17 protein-coding genes and 1 pseudogene are annotated in these 19,716 nt (G+C 45.4%); 6 read left to right on the forward strand and 12 right to left on the reverse strand.

The features are described from left to right. Window positions 1-308: 308 nt before the first annotated feature. The 7 genes from BP71_RS32620 to BP71_RS32650 form a co-directional block, all read right to left on the reverse strand. Window positions 309-629, reverse strand: a complete 321-nt coding sequence (locus BP71_RS32620) for a helix-turn-helix domain-containing protein (RefSeq protein ID WP_496385833.1) — start codon at window positions 627-629, stop codon at window positions 309-311. Between the two features lie 16 nt (window positions 630-645). Next, window positions 646-4,068, reverse strand: coding sequence for a sensor histidine kinase (locus tag BP71_RS32625; RefSeq protein ID WP_496385834.1), 3,423 nt, complete (start codon window positions 4,066-4,068; stop codon window positions 646-648). Window positions 4,069-4,240: 172 nt separating this feature from the next. Next, window positions 4,241-7,318 (reverse strand): sensor histidine kinase, encoded by a 3,078-nt coding sequence (locus tag BP71_RS32630; protein ID WP_496385835.1) that lies wholly within the window; start codon window positions 7,316-7,318, stop codon window positions 4,241-4,243. Beyond that, a complete protein-coding gene (locus tag BP71_RS32635) occupies window positions 7,315-7,947 on the reverse strand; it encodes a LuxR C-terminal-related transcriptional regulator (RefSeq protein ID WP_496385836.1) in 633 nt (210 codons plus the stop codon). Before BP71_RS32635 ends, BP71_RS32630 begins: the two co-directional genes overlap by 4 nt. Before the next feature lie 154 nt (window positions 7,948-8,101). Then, window positions 8,102-9,928, reverse strand: a complete 1,827-nt coding sequence (locus BP71_RS32640; protein ID WP_496385837.1) for a T9SS type A sorting domain-containing protein — start codon at window positions 9,926-9,928, stop codon at window positions 8,102-8,104. Between the two features lie 286 nt (window positions 9,929-10,214). Further along, window positions 10,215-10,487 carry a Tn3 family transposase gene (locus BP71_RS32645; protein WP_496386056.1) on the reverse strand — a complete coding sequence of 91 codons (273 nt, stop codon included), beginning with the start codon at window positions 10,485-10,487 and terminating at the stop codon, window positions 10,215-10,217. 98 nt (window positions 10,488-10,585) lie between these two features. Then, the gene (locus BP71_RS32650) at window positions 10,586-10,858 is read right to left on the reverse strand and encodes an aldolase/citrate lyase family protein (RefSeq protein ID WP_496385839.1); all 273 of its coding nucleotides are present in this window, start codon (window positions 10,856-10,858) and stop codon (window positions 10,586-10,588) included. 356 nt (window positions 10,859-11,214) lie between these two features. Here BP71_RS32650 and BP71_RS32655 point away from each other — a divergent pair, with 356 nt between their 5' ends. Beyond that, complete coding sequence (locus tag BP71_RS32655; protein WP_496385840.1) at window positions 11,215-11,727, forward strand: O-acetyl-ADP-ribose deacetylase; 513 nt, start codon at window positions 11,215-11,217, stop codon at window positions 11,725-11,727. Between the two features lie 135 nt (window positions 11,728-11,862). Beyond that, window positions 11,863-12,498: a hypothetical protein gene (locus BP71_RS32660; RefSeq protein WP_496385841.1), complete on the forward strand. Its 636-nt coding sequence runs from the start codon at window positions 11,863-11,865 to the stop codon at window positions 12,496-12,498. Between the two features lie 310 nt (window positions 12,499-12,808). Here BP71_RS32660 and BP71_RS32665 read toward each other — a convergent pair whose 3' ends face one another. From BP71_RS32665 to BP71_RS32685, 5 genes and pseudogenes are all read right to left on the reverse strand, one after another. Then, window positions 12,809-12,955, reverse strand: coding sequence for a transposase domain-containing protein (locus BP71_RS32665; RefSeq protein ID WP_496386057.1), 147 nt, complete (start codon window positions 12,953-12,955; stop codon window positions 12,809-12,811). Window positions 12,956-12,976: 21 nt separating this feature from the next. After that, window positions 12,977-13,099: pseudogene (locus tag BP71_RS32670) on the reverse strand (IS66 family transposase); the annotation flags it as partial. Then, window positions 13,044-13,373: an IS66 family transposase gene (locus tag BP71_RS32675; protein WP_496385842.1), complete on the reverse strand. Its 330-nt coding sequence runs from the start codon at window positions 13,371-13,373 to the stop codon at window positions 13,044-13,046. The pseudogene BP71_RS32670 and the gene BP71_RS32675, both read right to left, overlap by 56 nt. Beyond that, window positions 13,286-13,537 carry an IS66 family transposase gene (locus BP71_RS32680; protein ID WP_496386058.1) on the reverse strand — a complete coding sequence of 84 codons (252 nt, stop codon included), beginning with the start codon at window positions 13,535-13,537 and terminating at the stop codon, window positions 13,286-13,288. The genes BP71_RS32675 and BP71_RS32680 overlap by 88 nt, the downstream gene beginning before the upstream one ends. Further along, window positions 13,503-13,658 carry an IS66 family transposase gene (locus BP71_RS32685; RefSeq protein ID WP_496385843.1) on the reverse strand — a complete coding sequence of 52 codons (156 nt, stop codon included), beginning with the start codon at window positions 13,656-13,658 and terminating at the stop codon, window positions 13,503-13,505. Before BP71_RS32685 ends, BP71_RS32680 begins: the two co-directional genes overlap by 35 nt. A gap of 59 nt (window positions 13,659-13,717) precedes the next feature. Between BP71_RS32685 and BP71_RS32690 the strand changes: the two genes are divergently transcribed. The 4 genes from BP71_RS32690 to BP71_RS32705 all read left to right on the forward strand — a co-directional run bounded on the left by BP71_RS32690 (window position 13,718) and on the right by BP71_RS32705 (window position 19,370). Further along, the gene (locus BP71_RS32690; protein ID WP_496385844.1) at window positions 13,718-13,993 is read left to right on the forward strand and encodes a hypothetical protein; all 276 of its coding nucleotides are present in this window, start codon (window positions 13,718-13,720) and stop codon (window positions 13,991-13,993) included. 530 nt (window positions 13,994-14,523) lie between these two features. After that, window positions 14,524-15,117, forward strand: a complete 594-nt coding sequence (locus BP71_RS32695) for a Crp/Fnr family transcriptional regulator (RefSeq protein ID WP_496385845.1) — start codon at window positions 14,524-14,526, stop codon at window positions 15,115-15,117. Between the two features lie 91 nt (window positions 15,118-15,208). Further along, the gene (locus tag BP71_RS32700) at window positions 15,209-17,572 is read left to right on the forward strand and encodes a TonB-dependent receptor (RefSeq protein ID WP_496385846.1); all 2,364 of its coding nucleotides are present in this window, start codon (window positions 15,209-15,211) and stop codon (window positions 17,570-17,572) included. Between the two features lie 625 nt (window positions 17,573-18,197). Continuing rightward, window positions 18,198-19,370, forward strand: a complete 1,173-nt coding sequence (locus tag BP71_RS32705) for a protein-L-isoaspartate O-methyltransferase family protein (RefSeq protein WP_496385847.1) — start codon at window positions 18,198-18,200, stop codon at window positions 19,368-19,370. The last annotated feature ends 346 nt before the right edge of the window (window positions 19,371-19,716 follow it).

Genomic DNA, 19,716 nt, shown 5'->3' on the forward strand with positions numbered 1-19,716 from the left:
ATTAATGGTTATACTGCGCCAATGCATTGCGTAGCCTACGTGTGACCGGCTACATGACGATATATCATCTGGATGCTCTTTGTAGTGCTTCACTGAAATCGAGCTTCGTTGCCATATCCAATTCCAAGCGAGCCGTTTCCAATTTTTTACCAATGCCCCTTGGTCATTCTTCCACGACTTGGTTTTCAAATGGTGAAAGAATGCGTGAGCGTCGAACTCTGTTGATCCTTGCTGTAAAAAATAAACCCTGACGTGATTTTCGTCAGGGGGGCACTGGCTCCCAAAGCCAGATGAACATCGTTTTTGCTTCATTTGAACGCCGCAGTTTTAAACTTTTCAAACATTTTGTCGATATCTGCCCGGTCGTAATAAATCACACCACCGATTCGCATAAAACTAAGTTGGCGATTTACGCGCATGACATGTAGCTTGCCGGGTGACACATCGAGCAACTTCCGTACCTCCCGGGATTTGAGCCATTGTTTGGATGGTAGATCACCTCCGCCTGCAAGCAGCCTTCTCATTTCAGACAGCATTTGCTCTTTGAATTTTTCTAGATCCGCCAAAGTGATTAATTGATGCGTGAATAACGCTGAACGCTCCTCAGTTTGCTTGCCCTTCTTTTCCATTGCTGCTTGTTTTACGTTACCAATCAAAAACATCGATTGTAGCTTGCAGTCGATGTTTTTTGACTGGAAAATAATAGTCAGCATTTGAGTGAATACGAAGGTCATGTGTTCGCTGATTATTAATACCCAAAGAGCCGTTCGATGCAGCCGCATCGAACGGCTCTTTATTCTTTTTATTCCACCCGGAAAAAGAGGAAGCAATAATCAAACCTTCTAAAAATAAATCTTTCGCGAAGGCTTCATAGTCGAAATACCTTTCGATACAGGCTGGCACACCTGACAACAGCCCGGTTTCTTCGACGTATTGGTAGGCGTATTCAAAATCAATTTCAATAGCAGTGCCCTGGCCGGAGGAAGATCTGCTTCGCATTTCCCCTTTAAGCAGCATCACCCTGTTTTTGATATTGATAAGCCCATTACCCACCGGAGCAATGGACGTGTCAAAACCCACACCATTATCTTCATATAATAAAAAAAACATCTCCTTCTTACACGCAAAATTCAAGTGGACGCTGGAAGCCTCAGAATGTTTCATAGCATTCTGCAGAAGCTCCTGAACAATCCTGAACAGGTTGATCTGCACCTGCTCCGGCAAATGTTCCGGGACGTTTTGCGCATCAAACTCTACTTTTAAACCGTTGCCCAGATTCACTAAACTAACCATATCATCCACCGCTCTGACCAAACCCATTTCTTTCAGATTTCGCGGATGCATGTCGTGGATGAGCCTCCGGATTTCATCGACCGAACCTGCCAATAGCCTCTCCGAGCGTTCTTTCAGTTCAGCCATCGGTACATCTGAATCGCCGAAGGATGACAAATACATTTTCAACAAAGAAAGGTTGGCCCCGATCCCGTCGTGCAGCTCCCTCGAAAACCGCTGCCGCTCCGCTTCCTGCGCCATTAATGATGCCCGGATCTCGGCTTCGCGCTGGCGTAGCTGTTGAGATAGCCTGTAACGGAAGAGGCCAAAGATACCTCCCACAAAAAGAATGATCAGTAAACTCCTGAACCACCAAGTTCCCCACCAGGGCGGCATGATCGTGATCTTCAAAGAAGCGCCTTCTCTATTCCAGATCCCGTCATTGTTGCTGCCGATCACTCGGAAAGTGTATTCGCCCGGCGGGAGATTGGTGTAATTGGCCGTTCGTTTGATTCCGGCATTAATCCACTGTTCGTCAATGCCTTCCATTTTATATTTATATTGATTTTTAGCGGCATTCGTGAAGTTGAGAGCTATGAATTCGATGTCAATGAAGTTTTGCTTGTATTTCAGCTGTAATTCTTTTGAATCAGCCGACTGGGACTTGCCCATTACATAGATATCAGTAATCCGGACAGGCGGGACAAAGGTGTTTGTCTTCAGGTCTTTGGGGTTAAAATAAATGATACCTTTGTGTCCGGCGAAAAAGATAGTGCCGTCTTTGTGCTGGTATATGGAAGATAGTGAATTCGGAGCATCCTTCAATTCATCGTCATAGCGGTACCTTTTCAGCACGCCTTTTCCCGGGAGATATTCGATGAGTTCGGTACTGCCAAAAACCCAAAAATGTTTGTTGTGGGCCCGTATTATCATCGAAACAAGCGATCCCGGATACTCACTTTCACCTAAGTGATGTTTTGCCTTTACAGAGAAATCCGCCTTTGAAAGTTCATAAAGGCCCAGATCAGTACCTGCCCAAACCGACGACTCTTCTTCGAAGAGAAACATAGTGAATTTTGCTTCATTTCCGTAGCCTGCCAAATGCACTTTTCCACTTCCGGTTTCGTATTTTAGAGAAGGGACATACGCTCCCGAGATGTAAACAGAACCGTCCCAGCCTGATTTAATCAGAAAAATGGATTTGCCTGCAACTATGTTTCGCAGCTTTACAGACAGGTCCGAATTATCTAGCCATTCTCTTTTGTCGATGTCGAAACGGATCAGACCTTGCTGGTCGCCGATCCACATTTCGCGGCCTGATCTCCCACGACCCGCACTCGCATTAGTAACTATTGCCGCGGTATTTACAATAGGAATCTTATATTGCCGCCCATCGGGAAAAGGATACAGGTCCAGCTTGCATCTTTTTAAGTCGTAGGTATGAATTCCCTGATTATTGATGAACCATTCCCGGTTGGTTTCATCTTTTATCCATATCTGAACGATCGCCGGCAAACGTGGCAGCCCACTTTTAAACGCAGGCTTGTACTTCCTTTCTTTAATTGAGTATACTAATTCGTAGTCTCGCCCACTTTCAAATACGTCCAGGGAGTCGCCCCTTCCAAAATACATATGACTGGTCTCTGATGTCTTTTTATACCCGTTATCGACCTCTGTGAGTAGTCTGAACAGATTCTTATCCGGATCAAACATCTCTATGCCTCCCATCGCCATTCCTATCCATACGGCACCATTTGAATCAGCGAACATTGTACCGATTCCATCAAAGCTCAAACCCGACGGGTTACTCCGGTTATGCCTGACCTTTTCCCACACTTTTGTTTTATAATCGTAAACGCATAGTCCCTGATCGTGTGTCCCTACCCAGATCCGCATATCTTTGTCTTGAACGATCCCTTGAACGTTACCACACCTATAACTCAGTAAAGGTGGTTTCCGAAACTGAGAAAGAATGCTCCCGCTCTTACCGGAACGGAATGTAAATTGAAAGACTCCTTCGCGATCGGTTCCAACCCATAGATTATTCTGTATGTCTAAGAATATTTTTCTTAGTTCAGTGCCTGCGGAAATTCCCATTGCCTTTCCGATAGAAACTGGAGTGAAGTTGTGTTTTCTGGAATTAAGTACGTATAGTTCCTTATTTGAAATCACCCAAACCCTTCCTTGTTTATCAAGCAACCAATCGACAACCTGTTGCCCTGCTGGAAACTTGAAAATTTTTCTCACTCCGCTTTCGGGATTGAACAAATATAATTTGCCGGAAGACTGTGCAATCCACAAGTTACCTTGCCGGTCTTCGCCAATGACATTGGTAACGTAATCCTGCTCCAGTACTTCCGTGTAAATGGTGTCTATTTGCAATTTGTATTTATCAGTCGAGCCCGCCTTTTTTACCCACGAGCCCGGTTTCTTACACATAAATATATTTCCCCTGGCCCCGTACCATAGCTGCCCTTTGCGATCAAACAAGAAATAGTAGGTGCTGGCTTTTATGAGCGCATCCCGGAAATATAACTGTGCAGATTTAAAGGTCACCCCGTCGAACCGTATGATTTCATTAAACAGACTGCCACCTGACGACCATATAAATCCATTATGCTTCCTTATCTGCGCGAGACCTAGTGTACCTAGCCCGTCCGCGGGATCCGAGATGAAATGCTCAAAAATGAACTTGTCCGAGGGCTGCACAGGAAACTCTGGTTGCCCATCAGAAGTCTGTGCGTATCCATAAATGAATGACAATGGCACTAACAGAAAGGTTAGAAAACGACGCATGGCCAAGCGAGTTAAGTATTACAAAATCGTGTACTTCCGGCATACGCTCCTACTCTCTATATTGGCGCCCCCATTTTAGTTTCCCTGATATTCTTGCGATCTGTTCCAGCTGTGCGCGGGACTAATTAAAAGGCCCGCTTGCACTTGAATCTTTTACACCGAATACTACACGTTAATGAGCCATAAATTCAAAATCAATTTCAATAGCAGTGCCCTGGCCGGAGGAAGATCTGCTTCGCATTTCCCCTTTAAGCAGCATCACCCTGTTTTTGATATTGATAAGCCCATTACCCACCGGAGCAATGGACGTGTCAAAACCCACACCATTATCTTCATATAATAAAAAAAACATCTCCTTCTTACACGCAAAATTCAAGTGGACGCTGGAAGCCCCAGAATGTTTCATAGCATTCTGCAGAAGCTCCTGAACAATCCTGAACAGGTTGATCTGCACCTGCTCCGGCAAATGCTCCGGGACGTTTTGTGCATCAAGCTCTACTTTTAAACCGTTGCCCAGATTCACTAAACTAACCATATCATCAACGGCTCTGACCAAACCCATTTCTTTCAGATTTCGTGGGTGCATATCGTGGATCAGCCTCCGGATTTCATCGACCGAACCTGCCAATAGCCTCTCCGAGCGCAAACAAACACGGTTGGCCCCGATCCCGTCGTGCAGCTCCCTCGAAAACCGCTGCCGCTCCGCTTCCTGCGCCATTAATGAAGCGCGGATCTCGGCTTCGCGCTGGCGCAACTGCTGGGCCAGGCGGTAGCGGAACAAGCCATAAACACCTCCCGCAAACAGAATGATCAATAGACCTCTTAACCACCAAGTTCCCCACCAGGGCGGCAGGATCGTGATCTTGACAGAAGCACCTTTTTTGTTCCAGATACCGTCATTGTTGCTGCCGATTACCCGGAACGTGTAATCTCCGGGCGGGAGGTTGGTGTAATTGGCCGTTCGTTTTGTTCCGGCATCGACCCATTTTTCATCAATTCCGTCCATTTTATATTGGTACTGATTTTTAACAGCATTGGTGAAGTTGAGGGCAACAAACTCAAAGTCAAGAAAATTTTGCCTGTAGTTTAGTCGTAGTTCTTTGGAATCGCTAGGATAGAAATCGCCCATCACATGAATATCCGTGATTCGTACTGGGGGGATAAAATTGTTTACTTTAAGGTCTTTGGGTTTGAAATACGAAATCCCTTTGATTCCTGAAAAAAAGACGGTGCCGTCCTTATGTTGGTAGATAGCATTGAGAGCGTGGGGACTGTTTTTCAATTCCTCTTTATAACTGTATTTGCTTATCACTCCTTTGCCCGGCAAATATTCAATAAGTTCCGTTGTACCAAAAACCCACAAATGCTTCTTTTCATCCCGGAAAATATTAGAAACGGACGACGCCGGATATTCGTAATTTCCCAGATTGTGTTTCGCTTTTACTTTAAGATTGTCCTTTGAGAGCTCAAAAAGACCCAAATCAGTGCCCGCCCAGACGGAAGACTCATCTTCAACAATATAATAAGAACTTTGCACCTTATTCGTATATCCTGCCAAATGCACTTTCCCGCTTCCAATATCATATTTCACCATTGGCATATAGACTCCCGACATGTAAACTGAATTATCCGAACCAGCTTTAATCATTGTGATATTTCGTTCCGAAATAATATTTCTCAGATTAGCGGGGAGAGAAGAATTATCAATCCATTTCCTTGTATCGATGTCGAACCGGCTCAAACCTTTCTCGTCCCCAATCCATATTTCCTGGCCCTTATCTACCTCACCGAAATTATATTTGTTAATTATTGCTGCGACATTCACAGTGAAAATCTTGTATTGCCTGCCATCCGGAAAAGGATAAAGATCGAGTTTGTTCCTTTTCAGATCATATGTATAAACTCCCTGGTTATTTACAAACCATTCCCTGTTTGTCCGGTCTTTAATCCAAATCTGAACTTGTTCAGGTAAAAGTGGCAGCCCACTTCTGAAAGCGGCTTTGTATTTCCGTTCTTTTATTGAAAAAATCAATTCGTAATCCTGCGTGCCTTCAAAAACATAAAGGGAATCGCCGCTGCCGAAATACAAATAATTCGATTCAGATGTTTTTTTGTTTTCATTATCGACCTGCGCAAGCAGTCTGAAATTGTTCTTGCCCGGATCAAACAAGTCAATTCCTCCCATGGCTGAGCCTATCCAAACCATTCCATGAGTATCGGCATGCATCGCACCCACATATTTAAAACCTATGCCGGAAGGGTTATTTCTGTCATATCTCAGATTTTCCCATTTCTTTATTTTATAGTCGTAGATGGCTATTCCCAGATCCTGCGTACCCACCCAGATCCGGTTGTTTTTGTCTTGTAAAATATCTATTACAATATCGCACTTGTAATTTTGTAGGGGTGATCTTCGAAATTGGGATAGCGCGCTACCCATGCTAGCTGCATTAAATGGGAACTGGAAAATACCTGCGCGGTCAGTTCCAATCCATATAGTGCTTTGTGCATCTGAGCAAATTTTCCTTAACTCGGTGGTAGCAGGCACTCCCATTGCGTTTAGGATCGAAACAGGCGTGAAGTTCTGCGTAATGGAATCAAATACGTACAATTCCTTATTTGATATAACCCAGACCCTCCCCTGCTTATCGAGCAGCCAATCGACAACCTTTTGTCCTTCCGGAAATTTAAAAATTTTCCTTTTTCCGCTGTCCGGATTAAAACAGAATAACTTGCCCGACGACTGCGCAATCCACAGATTGCCTTTCTTATCTTCGCCTATTATGTTGGTAACAAAATTCTTGTCCAGGATCTCGGTGTAAATGCTGTCTATCCGCAATTTGTACTTTCCGGACTGACCGGCCTTTTTCGTCCACGAATCCGGATTTTTACATAAATATATTTTCCCTCTGGCCCCGTACCAAAGCTGTCCCTTATGATCGAACAAATAATAATATGTGCTTGCTTTTATAAGTGAATCGCGGAAATACAACTCTGCAAACTTGAAGTTGATCCCGTCGAATCGCACGATCTCGTTGGCCAATGCAAATCCTGACATCCAGGTAAAATCATTATGCCGTCTTATCCGCCCCCCGCCCAGAACCTCAGCCCCGTGATCCGCTGAAAAATGATCAAAAGTATACTTGTCCGAGGGCAGCTCCGAAAATCCCTTTTCCGTCGGCTGGATCTGCGCTACTGCGGAAAAAACGGTCAGCAACATCAATATCCCAAAATATGGTAGCTTTTTCAATGTGCCGGATTTTTTAGGATCAAATGCTTTTTAACATAATGCGTCAGTTCCACATTGGTGTGCACATTCAGTTTCCGGTAAATATTCTTTCGGTGAGTTTCAACCGTCCGGGAGCTCAGGAACAGCTTTTCGGCGATTGCTGCCGAAGTCAATCCATTGCAAATCAATTCGATGATCTCGTTTTCACGCTCAGTCAGCCGGTTTTCATACATTTTCCCGTTCTGACCATTTAATACTTTTTGAAACGACTTTGGCCAATAAGTCCCACCTTCGCGGATTTTCTGAATGGCTTTAAAAACCTTTTCTCTCCCATCGCTTTTAATACAATATCCTCGCGCACCATTCTGGAACATGCGATCCATCGAACCCACATCATCCAGCATTGAAAGCGCCAGGATTCGTATCTGTGGATAAGATTTCTTAATCATTTTGGAAATTTCAAAACCGGGCAGATCCGGCAGATCGATATCCAGAAGTATCAGGTCAACACGATTTTCGGATAAAAAAGGAATTACTTCCTTGCCGAAATGCAGCACACCTGCCACTTCCAGGTCCATCGTATGTTCGATCAGAAAGCGGATTCCGTCTGTGAATATCCGGTGATCGTCGACAATTAGCAATCGGTTCATAAAGGAGCGGTTATCGCTAAATATAATCTATAACCCATGGAAGACAATACCTCTAAATAAGTCACATCATAAATATTTCAACGATAGCGACCAGTATGGCCAGCAATGAAATCACCAGCCATACGAGTTCCATTTTTTTTATTTTCGCCCGCATTTATTTAACAACCAGTTTTCGGTTTTCAATGCCCCCGTTTTCAAAATTTAGTGTCAATACATACAGTCCGGCGGGAACGCTGATATTTCCCAGTTCCAGATGTGTCGTACGGATCCGGCTATTCTGGCTGACGATTTTCCCCGCCGGCGAAACCAGCCGGTAACCAATAATGGCCTGCTCGGAGGTTGCAGATACGGAATTCGTTGCCGGATTTGGATAAACATTCAGATCAGGAGTACCATTCATATTCACGGATACAATCCGCGACATGGCAAACGTAGCATCCCGATCGACCATTTTCATCCGATACAGGTTATCGCGCGGGGCAGGATTTGTGTGCATGTATGTATAGCGTTGCAATGTCCTGCTGTCGCCCGTAGCATTTACCCTCCCAATCTCCCTCCATTGTTCCCCATCGGTACTATACTGAATTTCAAACCGTTCGCTGTTGGTCTCTTCGGTAGTCTGCCAGTCTAACATTACGCCATTTTCCTGTTTTTGGGCATTGAAGTTGAGAAGGGTTACAGGCAGCGGTTGGGCATTCTCGGAGGTGACGAAAAAGCCGGAGAAACTGGTAAGATTTGTAATCTTAACCTCCCACAAACTGTAAAAGGTATTCCAATGGGTGGTGATATTCAAAAGGCCGCCACAACTACCTTCAAACTGGCACCCTGCCAACGTCTCAGCCGAAGCATAACTTGCTGGCCCGCCACCAGGAACCGAAGGTTCGCCATGTCCTTGAATAATACGTAGTTTGGTATGTCCATAATATATTTCTCCGCCCCCCTCTCCCTCAACAAAATAACCGTTATCATCAAAGTGCCCCGAGCTTCCATTGGGTTCACGTGGGAGCTTTGGTGTTTCATGGCTTGTAGCCACATTGAATGCGTCGAACTCCTGCTGGGAAAAGAACAGACTTACCTGATATCTGGGAGGTGTACTCGGATACGTACCGTCAGGTGCCGGAGCGAAATCATAATGCCGGTTTAAATAAGGTCTGCCCAGATGAGAATTCATAGAGCCATCGATCGTTACTTTTCCCTTCATGCGATAAGTAGGATAACCTCCGCCTTCACCCTGAAATTTTGCAAACAGCTTGCCACAATTATCCTTTACCTCATAAACACCATCGCCCGCATACTTTGTAAAGTAAAATTCGGACGTTGTCGAACCTGAATAAAATGGGGCAATGCCATAATCTGATATAGAAATAGCGTTGCTAGGCGAACCTATGCAAAACGCATTTTTATATGCTACACGATACTGATCAGGATTTGACGTGCTGCCACCATGCAGCGCGATCATAGAATTGCCCGTCTCCCCTTCCACCACTCCCCAATCTGGATTAGGGCTTGAAAGCTTTTGCCATTCTTTGCTGTATTCTGCAACAGGACCGGTAATGGATAATGTGACATTCGGGCAGGTAGTAGCTGCCGTAATGGTGGGAGCAGGCGGTACAGCGCCAGCCCCTACTACCACTTGTACCGGGTTCCAGGAACACGGAGGAGGAGGAGTTGCAGATGAGGATACGAAAGAAGCTTTGTACCAGAATGTTCCGGCCGAAGTGGGTGTATAAGTAAATGACGCGTTACATCTGAACCATATCATCGGGCTTGTGCCAATGTCTGTATACGTACCATTCTCAGAGGTGGCATATGACCAGGTAACCGTGCCGTCGTCCACACACGCTGCCACCCGTAACGTAATGGATTGGGTTAAGCAAATCGTATTCTGGCTAACCGTAAAGTCCCCGGAGCAGGACTGGCCGTAACTCGGAATTGCGCTAAAAGTGGAAAGCGTGATCAATAACAGTAACATGCTTTTCATAAGATATTTTTTTAGCAAGGTTGAAATAATTAAAGCTGTGAGCCTCTGACATTTCAAAATTGCTTTGTCTGACAATTATTATCAATACCAAGATCACGGTATATTGAAGAAGGAAATCTTATGCAAGCCTCAAACTTTTAGGAAGCGAAACGCTCATTTGAGACTTCAAAGTCACTTACAAATTTGACTATGTAACCGGGAGTTGTTAAGTTCACTTGCTCATCCAGCCACTCTACTAGCCTATGGATCTGCACGCGAGCCTTCAATATCCATTTTTTTAAGTTTCTTATTGAGGAGCTGTCAGGTGTATAAACCGTCTGCATAGAATAATCTTCTCCTGCTCGGGTTTGGTCGCAACGGTAAATTCCTGATTATTACCAAAAAAAATTGATTTGGCAAACCGGTTCATCATTTCGATGTGGTTTAGCTGTTTTTCCACGGATTGCCGTAATTCAAGATCGTCGTAATGGCGGAGAATAAATCTGGTACGAATGATCTTTCCAAACTCTTTAAATGCTTTTTGCAAAGGATTTTGTTTGCCATACGAAAAAGAAAGGATGGTGCTTTTATCAGCCTATTTTATAGTGACTTTTTGTGCAGATTTGGGTTCTGGTTTGTGATTTACAGCAAATTCGCATCTCAAAGAAGCGTTATCACCTAAATGCCCGCCACCCCAAGAAAACCCTCACGAAGAAACGACAAATCCGATCCCAGCGCCAGACAAGTGAAACCGGCGGCCCGCAGCTCGTGCACATCAGCCGGGTTTCTCACAAGGATACCTGCCTGCTTGCCGCATTGGTTGGCGGCTGCACTTACCCTGGCAAGCGCCGCCTGAAATTCGATTCCCGCCACAGGTTCCGCCGACAGTGCGAGGCGAAGATCCGCAGGTCCTACAAAGAGCACATCAACCCCGTCGACAGCCGCTGGCATTCTCGCCAGCGGTTAACAAAAGTCCTAAGCGCCCCAAATATGCCATTGGGAAATTATCAATTATCGCCAATGACAGCTCCAATTTGGAAGCTACCATACCTTCCCCATTAACTTATTCAACTGGCCGACGTCAAGTGAATGGTCCGTTACTGTCTTGATTAACCTGGCTTTGCTGGATACTTTTGCTTCCAGCGTCGTCGCAGCGGATTAATACCACGGCCGCAAAAATGTTTGCATCTCCATTCATCTGATAGTTTAAAACAACTTTCTTTGCATTTACACCATTCGTTCCGGTAGGGCGAAAGAATGTTACAACCAAGATTAAGGGTGAAGAACCAGGGTAAGGTAACCCAGCAATGATAGAAGTAATACAAGGTGATATCACTAAAATTCAAGTCGATGCCATCGTCAATGCATCAAACACTTCACTGCTGGGCGGAGGCGGTGTCGATGGCGCAATTCATCGCGCCGGTGGCGGTGCGATACTAGAAGAATGCCGAAGAATCAGAGATAAACAAGGCGGTTGTAAAGTCGGAGAAGCAGTAATCACTACTGCGGGAAGATTACCGGCAAAATTCGTTATACACACAGTTGGGCCAGTCTGGAATGGCGGCAACAGCAATGAGCTCGCCTTGTTAGCATCTGCATACCGCAATAGCCTCAAATTGGCGATCGAGAACCAGATTCGTACAATCTCCTTCCCCAATATTAGCGCAGGCATTTACAGGTTTCCCAAAGCGACAGCTGCCAAAGTTGCCGTTGAAACCGTGTCCGAATTTTTGGCAAGCGCCGATACAATCGAAAAAGTAATTTTTGCGTGCTTCGATACCGAAAATTACGACATTTATAGATCTTACGTCTTTAAGTGAACAAGAGAAGGTTATTGCAGCGACTGTCTACTAGTAGCAGCTTCGTCAAACTCATAAAGTGAGCAGGCTCAAAATAGGGATTGAGAAACTGGCCTGGCCAACGATTTACAATTTGCTGAGGTTTATGGTAAGCTAATGAGTGATCATCGAAGTAACCCGTCTGGTGTTTGGCCAAACAATTATATCCCATTCACCACAACAAAGGATGAGATCCGGAAAATGATGGTGGACCTCGGGGCATTCTCCATCGACCCCGACAAAATCAGAATCGAGCATTATCCTTTCGAACCTTCCAAAGTCTACGGTTCGGTGGAACTATTCCCTCAAAACATCATCAATATTGATGTCTCCGCGCGACCGCTGACGCTAAGGACATGCGACGAATTGATATTTTTCCCGGCTACCGAGATTGAAAAACTTTCTAAGTTCGCACTCGCGCATCAGATTCCAGTTGTTGAACGTGTCGATATCTGGGGCTGGCTCCTTGAGCCATTTCTGGACACAGAATACACGGAAGAAACGCACCAGAAATTGGCGATACTTTTATCAAAGTATGGCCTCGGCGAAACTCAGGTACTTTTGATCAGGAATGAGGTTGCCACTCAGATGTTCAAATACAATTTTGACACCATGCTATGGGAATGGTGTTGTTTAGGTGCAAATGATGTATTGCGCGCTATGCGGGTAAAGTATAATGCAGAAGAATTTTTAGATTTTTACTGGCGGGCAATGTCGATTTGCCTTCTGCCTGATGAGTTTAGCAAGACCTAATTTCTTACCCTCACATACCAGGCAATACGTGACTGGCAATACCTTGGCTACCGGCGGATGTCCGTAATTATCAGAACAGTCATTTGAGCCTAGTCACCCTCAGTAAGGTAAAGAATGAACTTACCATTATTTATCCCCTACGTTGTCATTCACTAGATTTTGATAAAATCTGTACTGGGCTGCATTCACAATCACGCCGTTTACAGCTTCGACATTCAGAAGAATCACGTTTAACTCGCCATCTAAGATTATTGTAAGCAGTCGGCTATCCCCCTTGGTATTGGTTAAGCAGTTAGTACAACAGGATCGGTTACCGGTTCGCTTTCCAGCGGTTTGGGAGAAGGTCTGAGAATTTACCTTCGTAGTTGGGGTCATTCATTTTCCGAAGAATGTCCAGCAGCCAGTTTTGTGGATTTACATCGTGCTTTTTACAGGTTGCAAAGAGAGAGTAGATCATAGCAGCGTTTTGCGCTGTGTCATGCGTGCCTGCAAAAAGGTAATTGCGTCGACCAAGGGCAATTGGCCTAATTGCATTTTCGATCAGATTATTGTCCAGTTGTAGGTCTCCTTGAAGGGCATATAGTCTCATGCTTTCCATAAGGGGAAGCGCATATCCTCGCTTTTCCAATAGGGCTCTGCGGCAGTACCTTGGGATACTCACCCTGCATCCATTCGTGTAATTGGGTCAGGATCGGCAGAGATTGCGTCATCCTTTTTTCAACAATCTGGCCTTCATTAAGCGGTGGTGCCTGATCACGGATTTCTTTTTCAATCCCGTAAAGTTGGCCTATAGTTGCGACCGCCCAACTCGCTCTTTCGCTGTCATATTTAACCGCTTCATCGAAGCGGTCCGCCGCCGGATGTGAGACATACAAAAGTAATGATAGATAGATTGATTTTTCTCAAAAAGGCTCTGATACACATTGTATCCGTCTGTCTGTATCACGCCGGAAAAGTCTTGCAATATTGCTTCCGGCCCTGTTTTGTCACGGCCCGGACGATAATCAAAGAAGACAAGCCCATCGGTAAGTCCACAGATAACCCTTGTGAGAGCTACCTTTTTTCCCGCTGTTCTCCAGGACTTGTATGCTGGTTTCGTCAACCTGCAAATACAGATTGGCTAGCACTTCACGCCTGAGAGCATTATAAATCGGTTCCATATCGTTCCGTTAACGACGCGCTCCGTTATTATGCCAACACCACGGCGAACAGTTATTTCGTGGTTGCATCTGACCTAACAGCCAATGCGGACGGGCTCCACTTTGATGCCCTATCGCAGCGGAAGCTCGGGGTCAGGTATTTTGAAGCTTTTAATTTGCAGAAAAATGTGCTTGCCCCAGTGATTGATGAAGATGATCTTATCAACAGGATTCATGACAAACCTTTGACTAAGATCGAAAAGGCAGCTTTACTAGAAATCAGTTTTACCCGTGGTGATTTATCGCTGGAAGACTTCGAACAGCAATTAACAACATTGAACTCGATGTCGTCTTAGTGCAAAAGCACATTTTTTAAACTATTTGTTTGGGACCATAACCGACTTCCTTTTTAAAGGCATTAGAGAAATGCGGAAGATTCTCAAAGCCAACTTCTATATATACGTCGACCGGTTTGTGTCTACTTTTGGAAAATTAGGTGATGGGCCAATTTAAGGTGTGTCTTTGTGAGCCAACGCTGTAGAGTGCTTTTGCCCAAAATAAAAAAGAAGGTCGAAACTCGACCTCTCACTTATTTCAACAGAAGCAGGTAAATCGTTTTTCCCAGCTAAAATAATTTGCAGTCAGATTGGCAATATAAACAAGGGCATGGACAAAAAACGTGGACAAATCGACAGAACCAGCATTAGAGGCTTCCATGGTACTATTGCGCCAGAACCTTCTACGACCAAGCCTGATAAGCTTATCTATTAAGTCCATGGGACTGACCCGCCGAGACGAGCGTGGCTAACCTAAGCAGTATTCCTGTGAGGCAGGCAACAACTTTGGAGGGATTTCATTTTAGGGAGGATTCAAGTATATTCCATTTATGAATGAGATATCCTTTAAAATCAATCAGTATTTTCAACTAATCGGGCATGCGCTTTCGGAAAAGGCACTTCTGGATTTTGTTGGTTGTCTGACTGTCAAACATTATAAAAAAGGTTCACAGCTTTCGCAGGAGGGCAGGACCAATAGCACAGTTTGTTTTATTGAGAAAGGAGCTGTGCTGATATATAACACCGTTGACCATAGAAAGAATGTGTACAATTTCTTTTTCGAGAATGAATTCACAGGAGATTACGAAAGTTTCTTAACCCGGAAACCGGCAAAATACAGCATGGAGGCCATTGAAGACACCATAACCTACAACCTGCATTATAACGACATGCAAAGAATGTACGATAAGCACCTGGAATTCAATAAAGTAGGAAGGTTTGTTGCAGAAGCCCAGTTTCTCCGACTTACGCAACGGAACACGTCACTTCTTTCCGAAAAGCCAGAAGAGCGCTATCTAAATCTTATTACTGAAAAACCACAGGTCTTGCAGCGCGTTCCTCAATACTATGTTGCCTCATACCTTGGCATTACGCCAGAAGCGCTGAGCCGGGTCCGCAAGCGTATCAGCTTCTTACGGGAATAATTTCAAGTCCCAGTTCTTTATTGATTCAGATCAATGAACCCGTGCCTAATGACGCTTTTCTTTGCCAACTGTTAAACCAGTCATCAGGCAAATGAAAACGATCATTTTCTTCACATTAGGCTTTTTATTTTTCACAAAAGTCATTGCTCAGCAAACACAAACCGTGCGCGGCAGCATCAGGGACGAAGTCTCAGGAGCACCTATACCAGGCGCTACGATCCGCCTTGTCAGCGACAGGTCGAAAGGCGAAGTGACAGCAATCGACGGTGCATTCAGATTTGCCGGGGTTCCTCTCGGAAGGCAATCCTTCGAGGTTGCCTCGTTGGGCTATCAGACTGTTGTACTTGAGGATGTGATCATTACTGCCGGCAAAGAACTCGTTTTGGAAATATTGTTGCTCGAAAGCATTCAGCAGCTTTCCGAAGCGAAGATCAGCTACGACCGGAGCAAAGATAACCAGGTTACAAACAATGATATGCTGGCTGTCAGTGCGCGAGCGTTTTCAATGGATGAAACCAAGCGCTACGCCGGCTCTCTGGGCGATCCCGCGCGCATGGCCGCCAATTTTCCAGGAGTAGTATCGAGCAATGACAGCCGTAACGACATTATCATCAGAGGCAATTCGCCTAATTCCATGCTCTGGCAGTTGGAAGGGCTTAACATTCCCAACCCCAGCCATTTCGGATCACTCAACAGCACGGGTGGATCTGTGAGTATGCTCAACAATAACCTGATCGCTAAATCCGATTTCATCACAGGCGCGTTTCCTGCGCAATATGGTAACGCGACCTCGGGAGTTTTTGACCTGCGGTTGCGAGAAGGCAATAATGAGAAGCACGAGTTTCTGGCCCAAATGGGGTTTAATGGCTTTGAAGCTGGCGCTGAGGGACCGGTTACAAAATCTAACAAGGCGACCTATCTGATCAATGCGCGGTATTCCACACTAGCAGCGTTTCAATCACTCGGTTTGCGGTTCGGAACTGGAGGCGCCACTCCTGAATACATTGATGTAAACTATAAGATCAGCACACCTGTCAACCGAAATGGCAAACTATCTTTTTTTGGGATTTGGGGGCAGAGCCGCATAGATATCCTGGCCAGTGAATATGACAGCACCGGCCAGGTTTATGGCAATTCTTATTCGAACCGGTTTCCCAGATATGCAACCAATATCACTGGCCTCATATACAATCATCAGCTTTCCAAAAATACGTCTGCCCAGCTTATCCTGGGGTACAGCCGGACAAACGAACAGTTTGATCGTGACTCGGTCAGCAGCGTCGACCCCGCCATTGCTACGCCCGACTGGCATTGGAAATTCGTTACCGGTAAATATTCAGGTGTAATGAAAATAGCCCATAAATTCAATGCCCGGCATAGTATTGCCGCCGGTGTGTCGCACGATTTCACCAGCTACTCTATCTTCAACAAACGAATATACGACGGCCACATCGACAGGATCCTTGCAAACCGGAAAGGTAGCCTGGGTCTGACACAGCTGTATATGCAGTACAAGTTTCGTCTGAATGAACGGCTAAGCCTGATTCCCGGATTACATTACCAGTATCTGGGTATTTCTTCCAGTCGTAACCTTGAACCGAGAATTGCAGTCAGATACATTCCTGCCCCTGCCCACACGCTCGGACTTGCCTACGGCCTGCATAGTCAGGTTGAAAACATTATGACTTATGCCGTGAGCACCCCTTTACCGGCCGGCCCGAAATTCACCAACGAAACATTGGGCTTTGGAAAAAGCCATCATTTCGTACTGTCGCACAGCTGGGGGGTAACCAGTAATACATTTATCAAAACCGAGATCTATTATCAGTCGTTGTTTGACACCCCGGTAGAGCGACGGCAAACCTCCTTTTCAACCGTCAATCTTGGCGCGGAAACGATTCCGACTGTCCGCGACAGCCTTGTCAACGCAGGTACCGGGCGCAATTACGGTATCGAGCTGGCCGTAGAAAGGTCGTTTGACAAAGGCTTTTACTACCTTTTGACCACTTCCTTTTTTGATTCCAAGTACCGGGGCAGCGATGGTATTTTACGCAATACCGCTTTCAACATGCGTAATGTTGTCAATCTGCTCGGCGGAAAGGAGTGGAAAATCGGGAAGGCAGGAAGCGTGCTGGGGGCTTCGGTCAAAGTTTCCAGGATCGGGGGAAGGTACCTTTCACCGGTTGACTACGCGGCCTCAGCCAAGGACGGCGAGATACAGTTCGACGAGACGAGGGCATATTCGGTAAGGCAGAGCGACTATTTCAGGACAGATCTAAAAATTTCTTTCCGGAAAGAATACCGTAGGTCAACGCTGGAACTTTCAATTGACCTGCAGAATCTGACTGACAACCAAAATCTTTTCAGACAAGACTGGGACGCGCGTGAACTAAAGGTAACCGACAACTATCAGCAGGGATTTTTCCCCATCCCATTCGTCAGATTTACATTTTGATTGCTACCATCCGCAAATTTATGCAACTGCCGTGCATGCGTTCTCTTTTAATATCTAAACATGTAACAGCTGTAACTTTCGAATTACAGTGGTTAATGGCTCGGAAATTCTCGATTCACGCCTTCCGCATTTTCGTCGAACGTTTTCCCAATTGAAGTTTCATTATGATCCTAGGCAGAGCTGCAAATAAGGCGAACTACTATTGCAACGCTAATATCGCGCCAGCAAAATGGTCTTTTATGACAGCATAAGTGAGACAGACTGCCCGTAGATTCGCAACACCCATACCGCCGTACTTCTTGCGGTCCGTCGCCGCGTTCCAAGTTAAAAAAGTAACTTGTGAAACTCCCGGTTGTCAACATATTCCTTAACGCGTGTACCTGTCCCAGACTGCCCAAGCGCAAAAGCGATGGCACGGGCCACCCGGATGAGCTTCCGCAATTTCGCGGACGCCGCGCGGGCTTTTTCATAGTGATAAATTATAATTTTGACCTGTTTTTGCCACCGAAAATATTTAGTTTTCAGCTTTCTCGTGTGCCGGGGGGAGTTCAGTTTAGAAGCAGGCAATTATTAATACATTCCAACTACTATTTCGTCAATTTATATACTAACCTATGGCTTTTCTATGCGTTCCGTCCTTTCTCATCAGCTTGATTTACTACAACACATTGAAAAGGCTTCTGGTAAACCGATTAATCCATTCTTGCGGCAAGCGTTTTTGAACGCTCCCAGACATTTCTTTGTCCCCCGTTATATCCATCCGATGACTCAGCAATGGGTCGAAGTAGATCCACAGCAAGTGGAGGATCATTTATCAGTCCTCTACGCTGATCGCACACTCGCTATCTACCAACCAGCTCACTCCCCTTTTGTAGCCACCATCTCGCAGCCTTTGCTGGTGTTACAGATGCTCGACTTGCTAGACATTCAACCCGGGAATACTGTTTTTGAGATTGGTACTGGAAGCGGATGGAATGCTGCTCTAATGGGCCAACTGGTCGGACCACGAGGCCATGTTTATTCCATAGAAATTTTTCCTGATTTAGCCAATAGCAGTCAGCAAGCCCTGCAACGAGCTGGTGGTCAATCTGTCACAATCCTAACGGGAGATGGCATGCAGGGATACTCACGTGGCGCCCCTTTTGATCGCATTATTTTCACTGCTGGTAGCTACGACATTCCTTTATCGCTTCACCAACAACTGAAAGAAAATGGGTTTTTGTTAGCTGTTTTGAAGCTGGCCGGGGGCGGGGATGATCTAATCCTATTCAAAAAGCTGAATGGCGTGTTGATTTCTCAGCATGCGTCTGCGGTTATGTTTGTACCCATGTTAGGCGCGTATCGCGCGGAGTGGCAGGACGGCATCGAATTAACTACTTTTTTAGCAGAGAACAGACTTTCTCCCAATCCATTGGAACAAGTACCTTTCTGGTGGGGTAGCCGCTCATCTGGGAATTTGATGCCACAAACCGAAGGCATCCGTTCCTTTTTGCAACTGAGTCAGCCCGGCTATCGGGTTTTTATGGACCGACACGCTGCTAACCCTTTTTATTTTGGCCTCTTTGATGAAAAAAGTCAATCGTTGGTCGTAGCACAAGGGGACTCTTTAATCAGCTATGGTAGTTTGGAGGCTAAAAATAGATTACTGAATGGATTGAGCCATTGGATTCGAATAGGCATGCCGAGTTCCATACGTTTGTCATTGAAAGTGTATCCTAAAATTGGGCCGCTGCCGGAGGAAACATCTGGGTGGATACTGGAACGGACAGATTCTATTTTTGTCTGGCAAGTCTGCTAAAACAACTTCGAGTGACGTCCTCCCCCGGAATTCAGATGTTTTGGGTTTCTGACGTTGCTAACGCTGAGTCCCTCCCGGACCACGGCATGGCTGTCTTACTTTTCGCTAGAACTAGAATAAGCGCGCAAAAAGGGTGAAATTTGTTGCGGAGAGTTGCGGAAGCAAAACTAAATCGAGTCATTTCACTCGGTCCCCGATTCAGTCACCGGCCTAAACAGTGGCATCAAATTAGCTGATAATCAATCACTTTTGTCGATATTTTGCGATATCAGCGGACACCACAACAAAGGCGACTCTCAATCTCCCTTCGCATTTAGGCCGACATAATAAACACAACAATTTATTC

This window comes from Dyadobacter ginsengisoli DSM 21015, from assembly GCF_059568735.1.

Coding starts and splice junctions, on each gene's coding strand:
- BP71_RS32700 (WP_496385846.1), top strand. CDS start 15,209: ATGAAAACGATCATTTTCTTCACATTAGGCTTTTTATTTTTCACAAAA.
- BP71_RS32625 (WP_496385834.1), bottom strand. CDS start 4,068: ATGCGTCGTTTTCTAACCTTTCTGTTAGTGCCATTGTCATTCATTTAT.
- BP71_RS32685 (WP_496385843.1), bottom strand. CDS start 13,658: ATGGAACCGATTTATAATGCTCTCAGGCGTGAAGTGCTAGCCAATCTG.
- BP71_RS32640 (WP_496385837.1), bottom strand. CDS start 9,928: ATGAAAAGCATGTTACTGTTATTGATCACGCTTTCCACTTTTAGCGCA.
- BP71_RS32655 (WP_496385840.1), top strand. CDS start 11,215: ATGATAGAAGTAATACAAGGTGATATCACTAAAATTCAAGTCGATGCC.
- BP71_RS32695 (WP_496385845.1), top strand. CDS start 14,524: ATGAATGAGATATCCTTTAAAATCAATCAGTATTTTCAACTAATCGGG.
- BP71_RS32620 (WP_496385833.1), bottom strand. CDS start 629: ATGGAAAAGAAGGGCAAGCAAACTGAGGAGCGTTCAGCGTTATTCACG.
- BP71_RS32650 (WP_496385839.1), bottom strand. CDS start 10,858: ATGCCAGCGGCTGTCGACGGGGTTGATGTGCTCTTTGTAGGACCTGCG.
- BP71_RS32635 (WP_496385836.1), bottom strand. CDS start 7,947: ATGAACCGATTGCTAATTGTCGACGATCACCGGATATTCACAGACGGA.
- BP71_RS32660 (WP_496385841.1), top strand. CDS start 11,863: ATGAGTGATCATCGAAGTAACCCGTCTGGTGTTTGGCCAAACAATTAT.
- BP71_RS32665 (WP_496386057.1), bottom strand. CDS start 12,955: ATGATCTACTCTCTCTTTGCAACCTGTAAAAAGCACGATGTAAATCCA.
- BP71_RS32705 (WP_496385847.1), top strand. CDS start 18,198: ATGCGTTCCGTCCTTTCTCATCAGCTTGATTTACTACAACACATTGAA.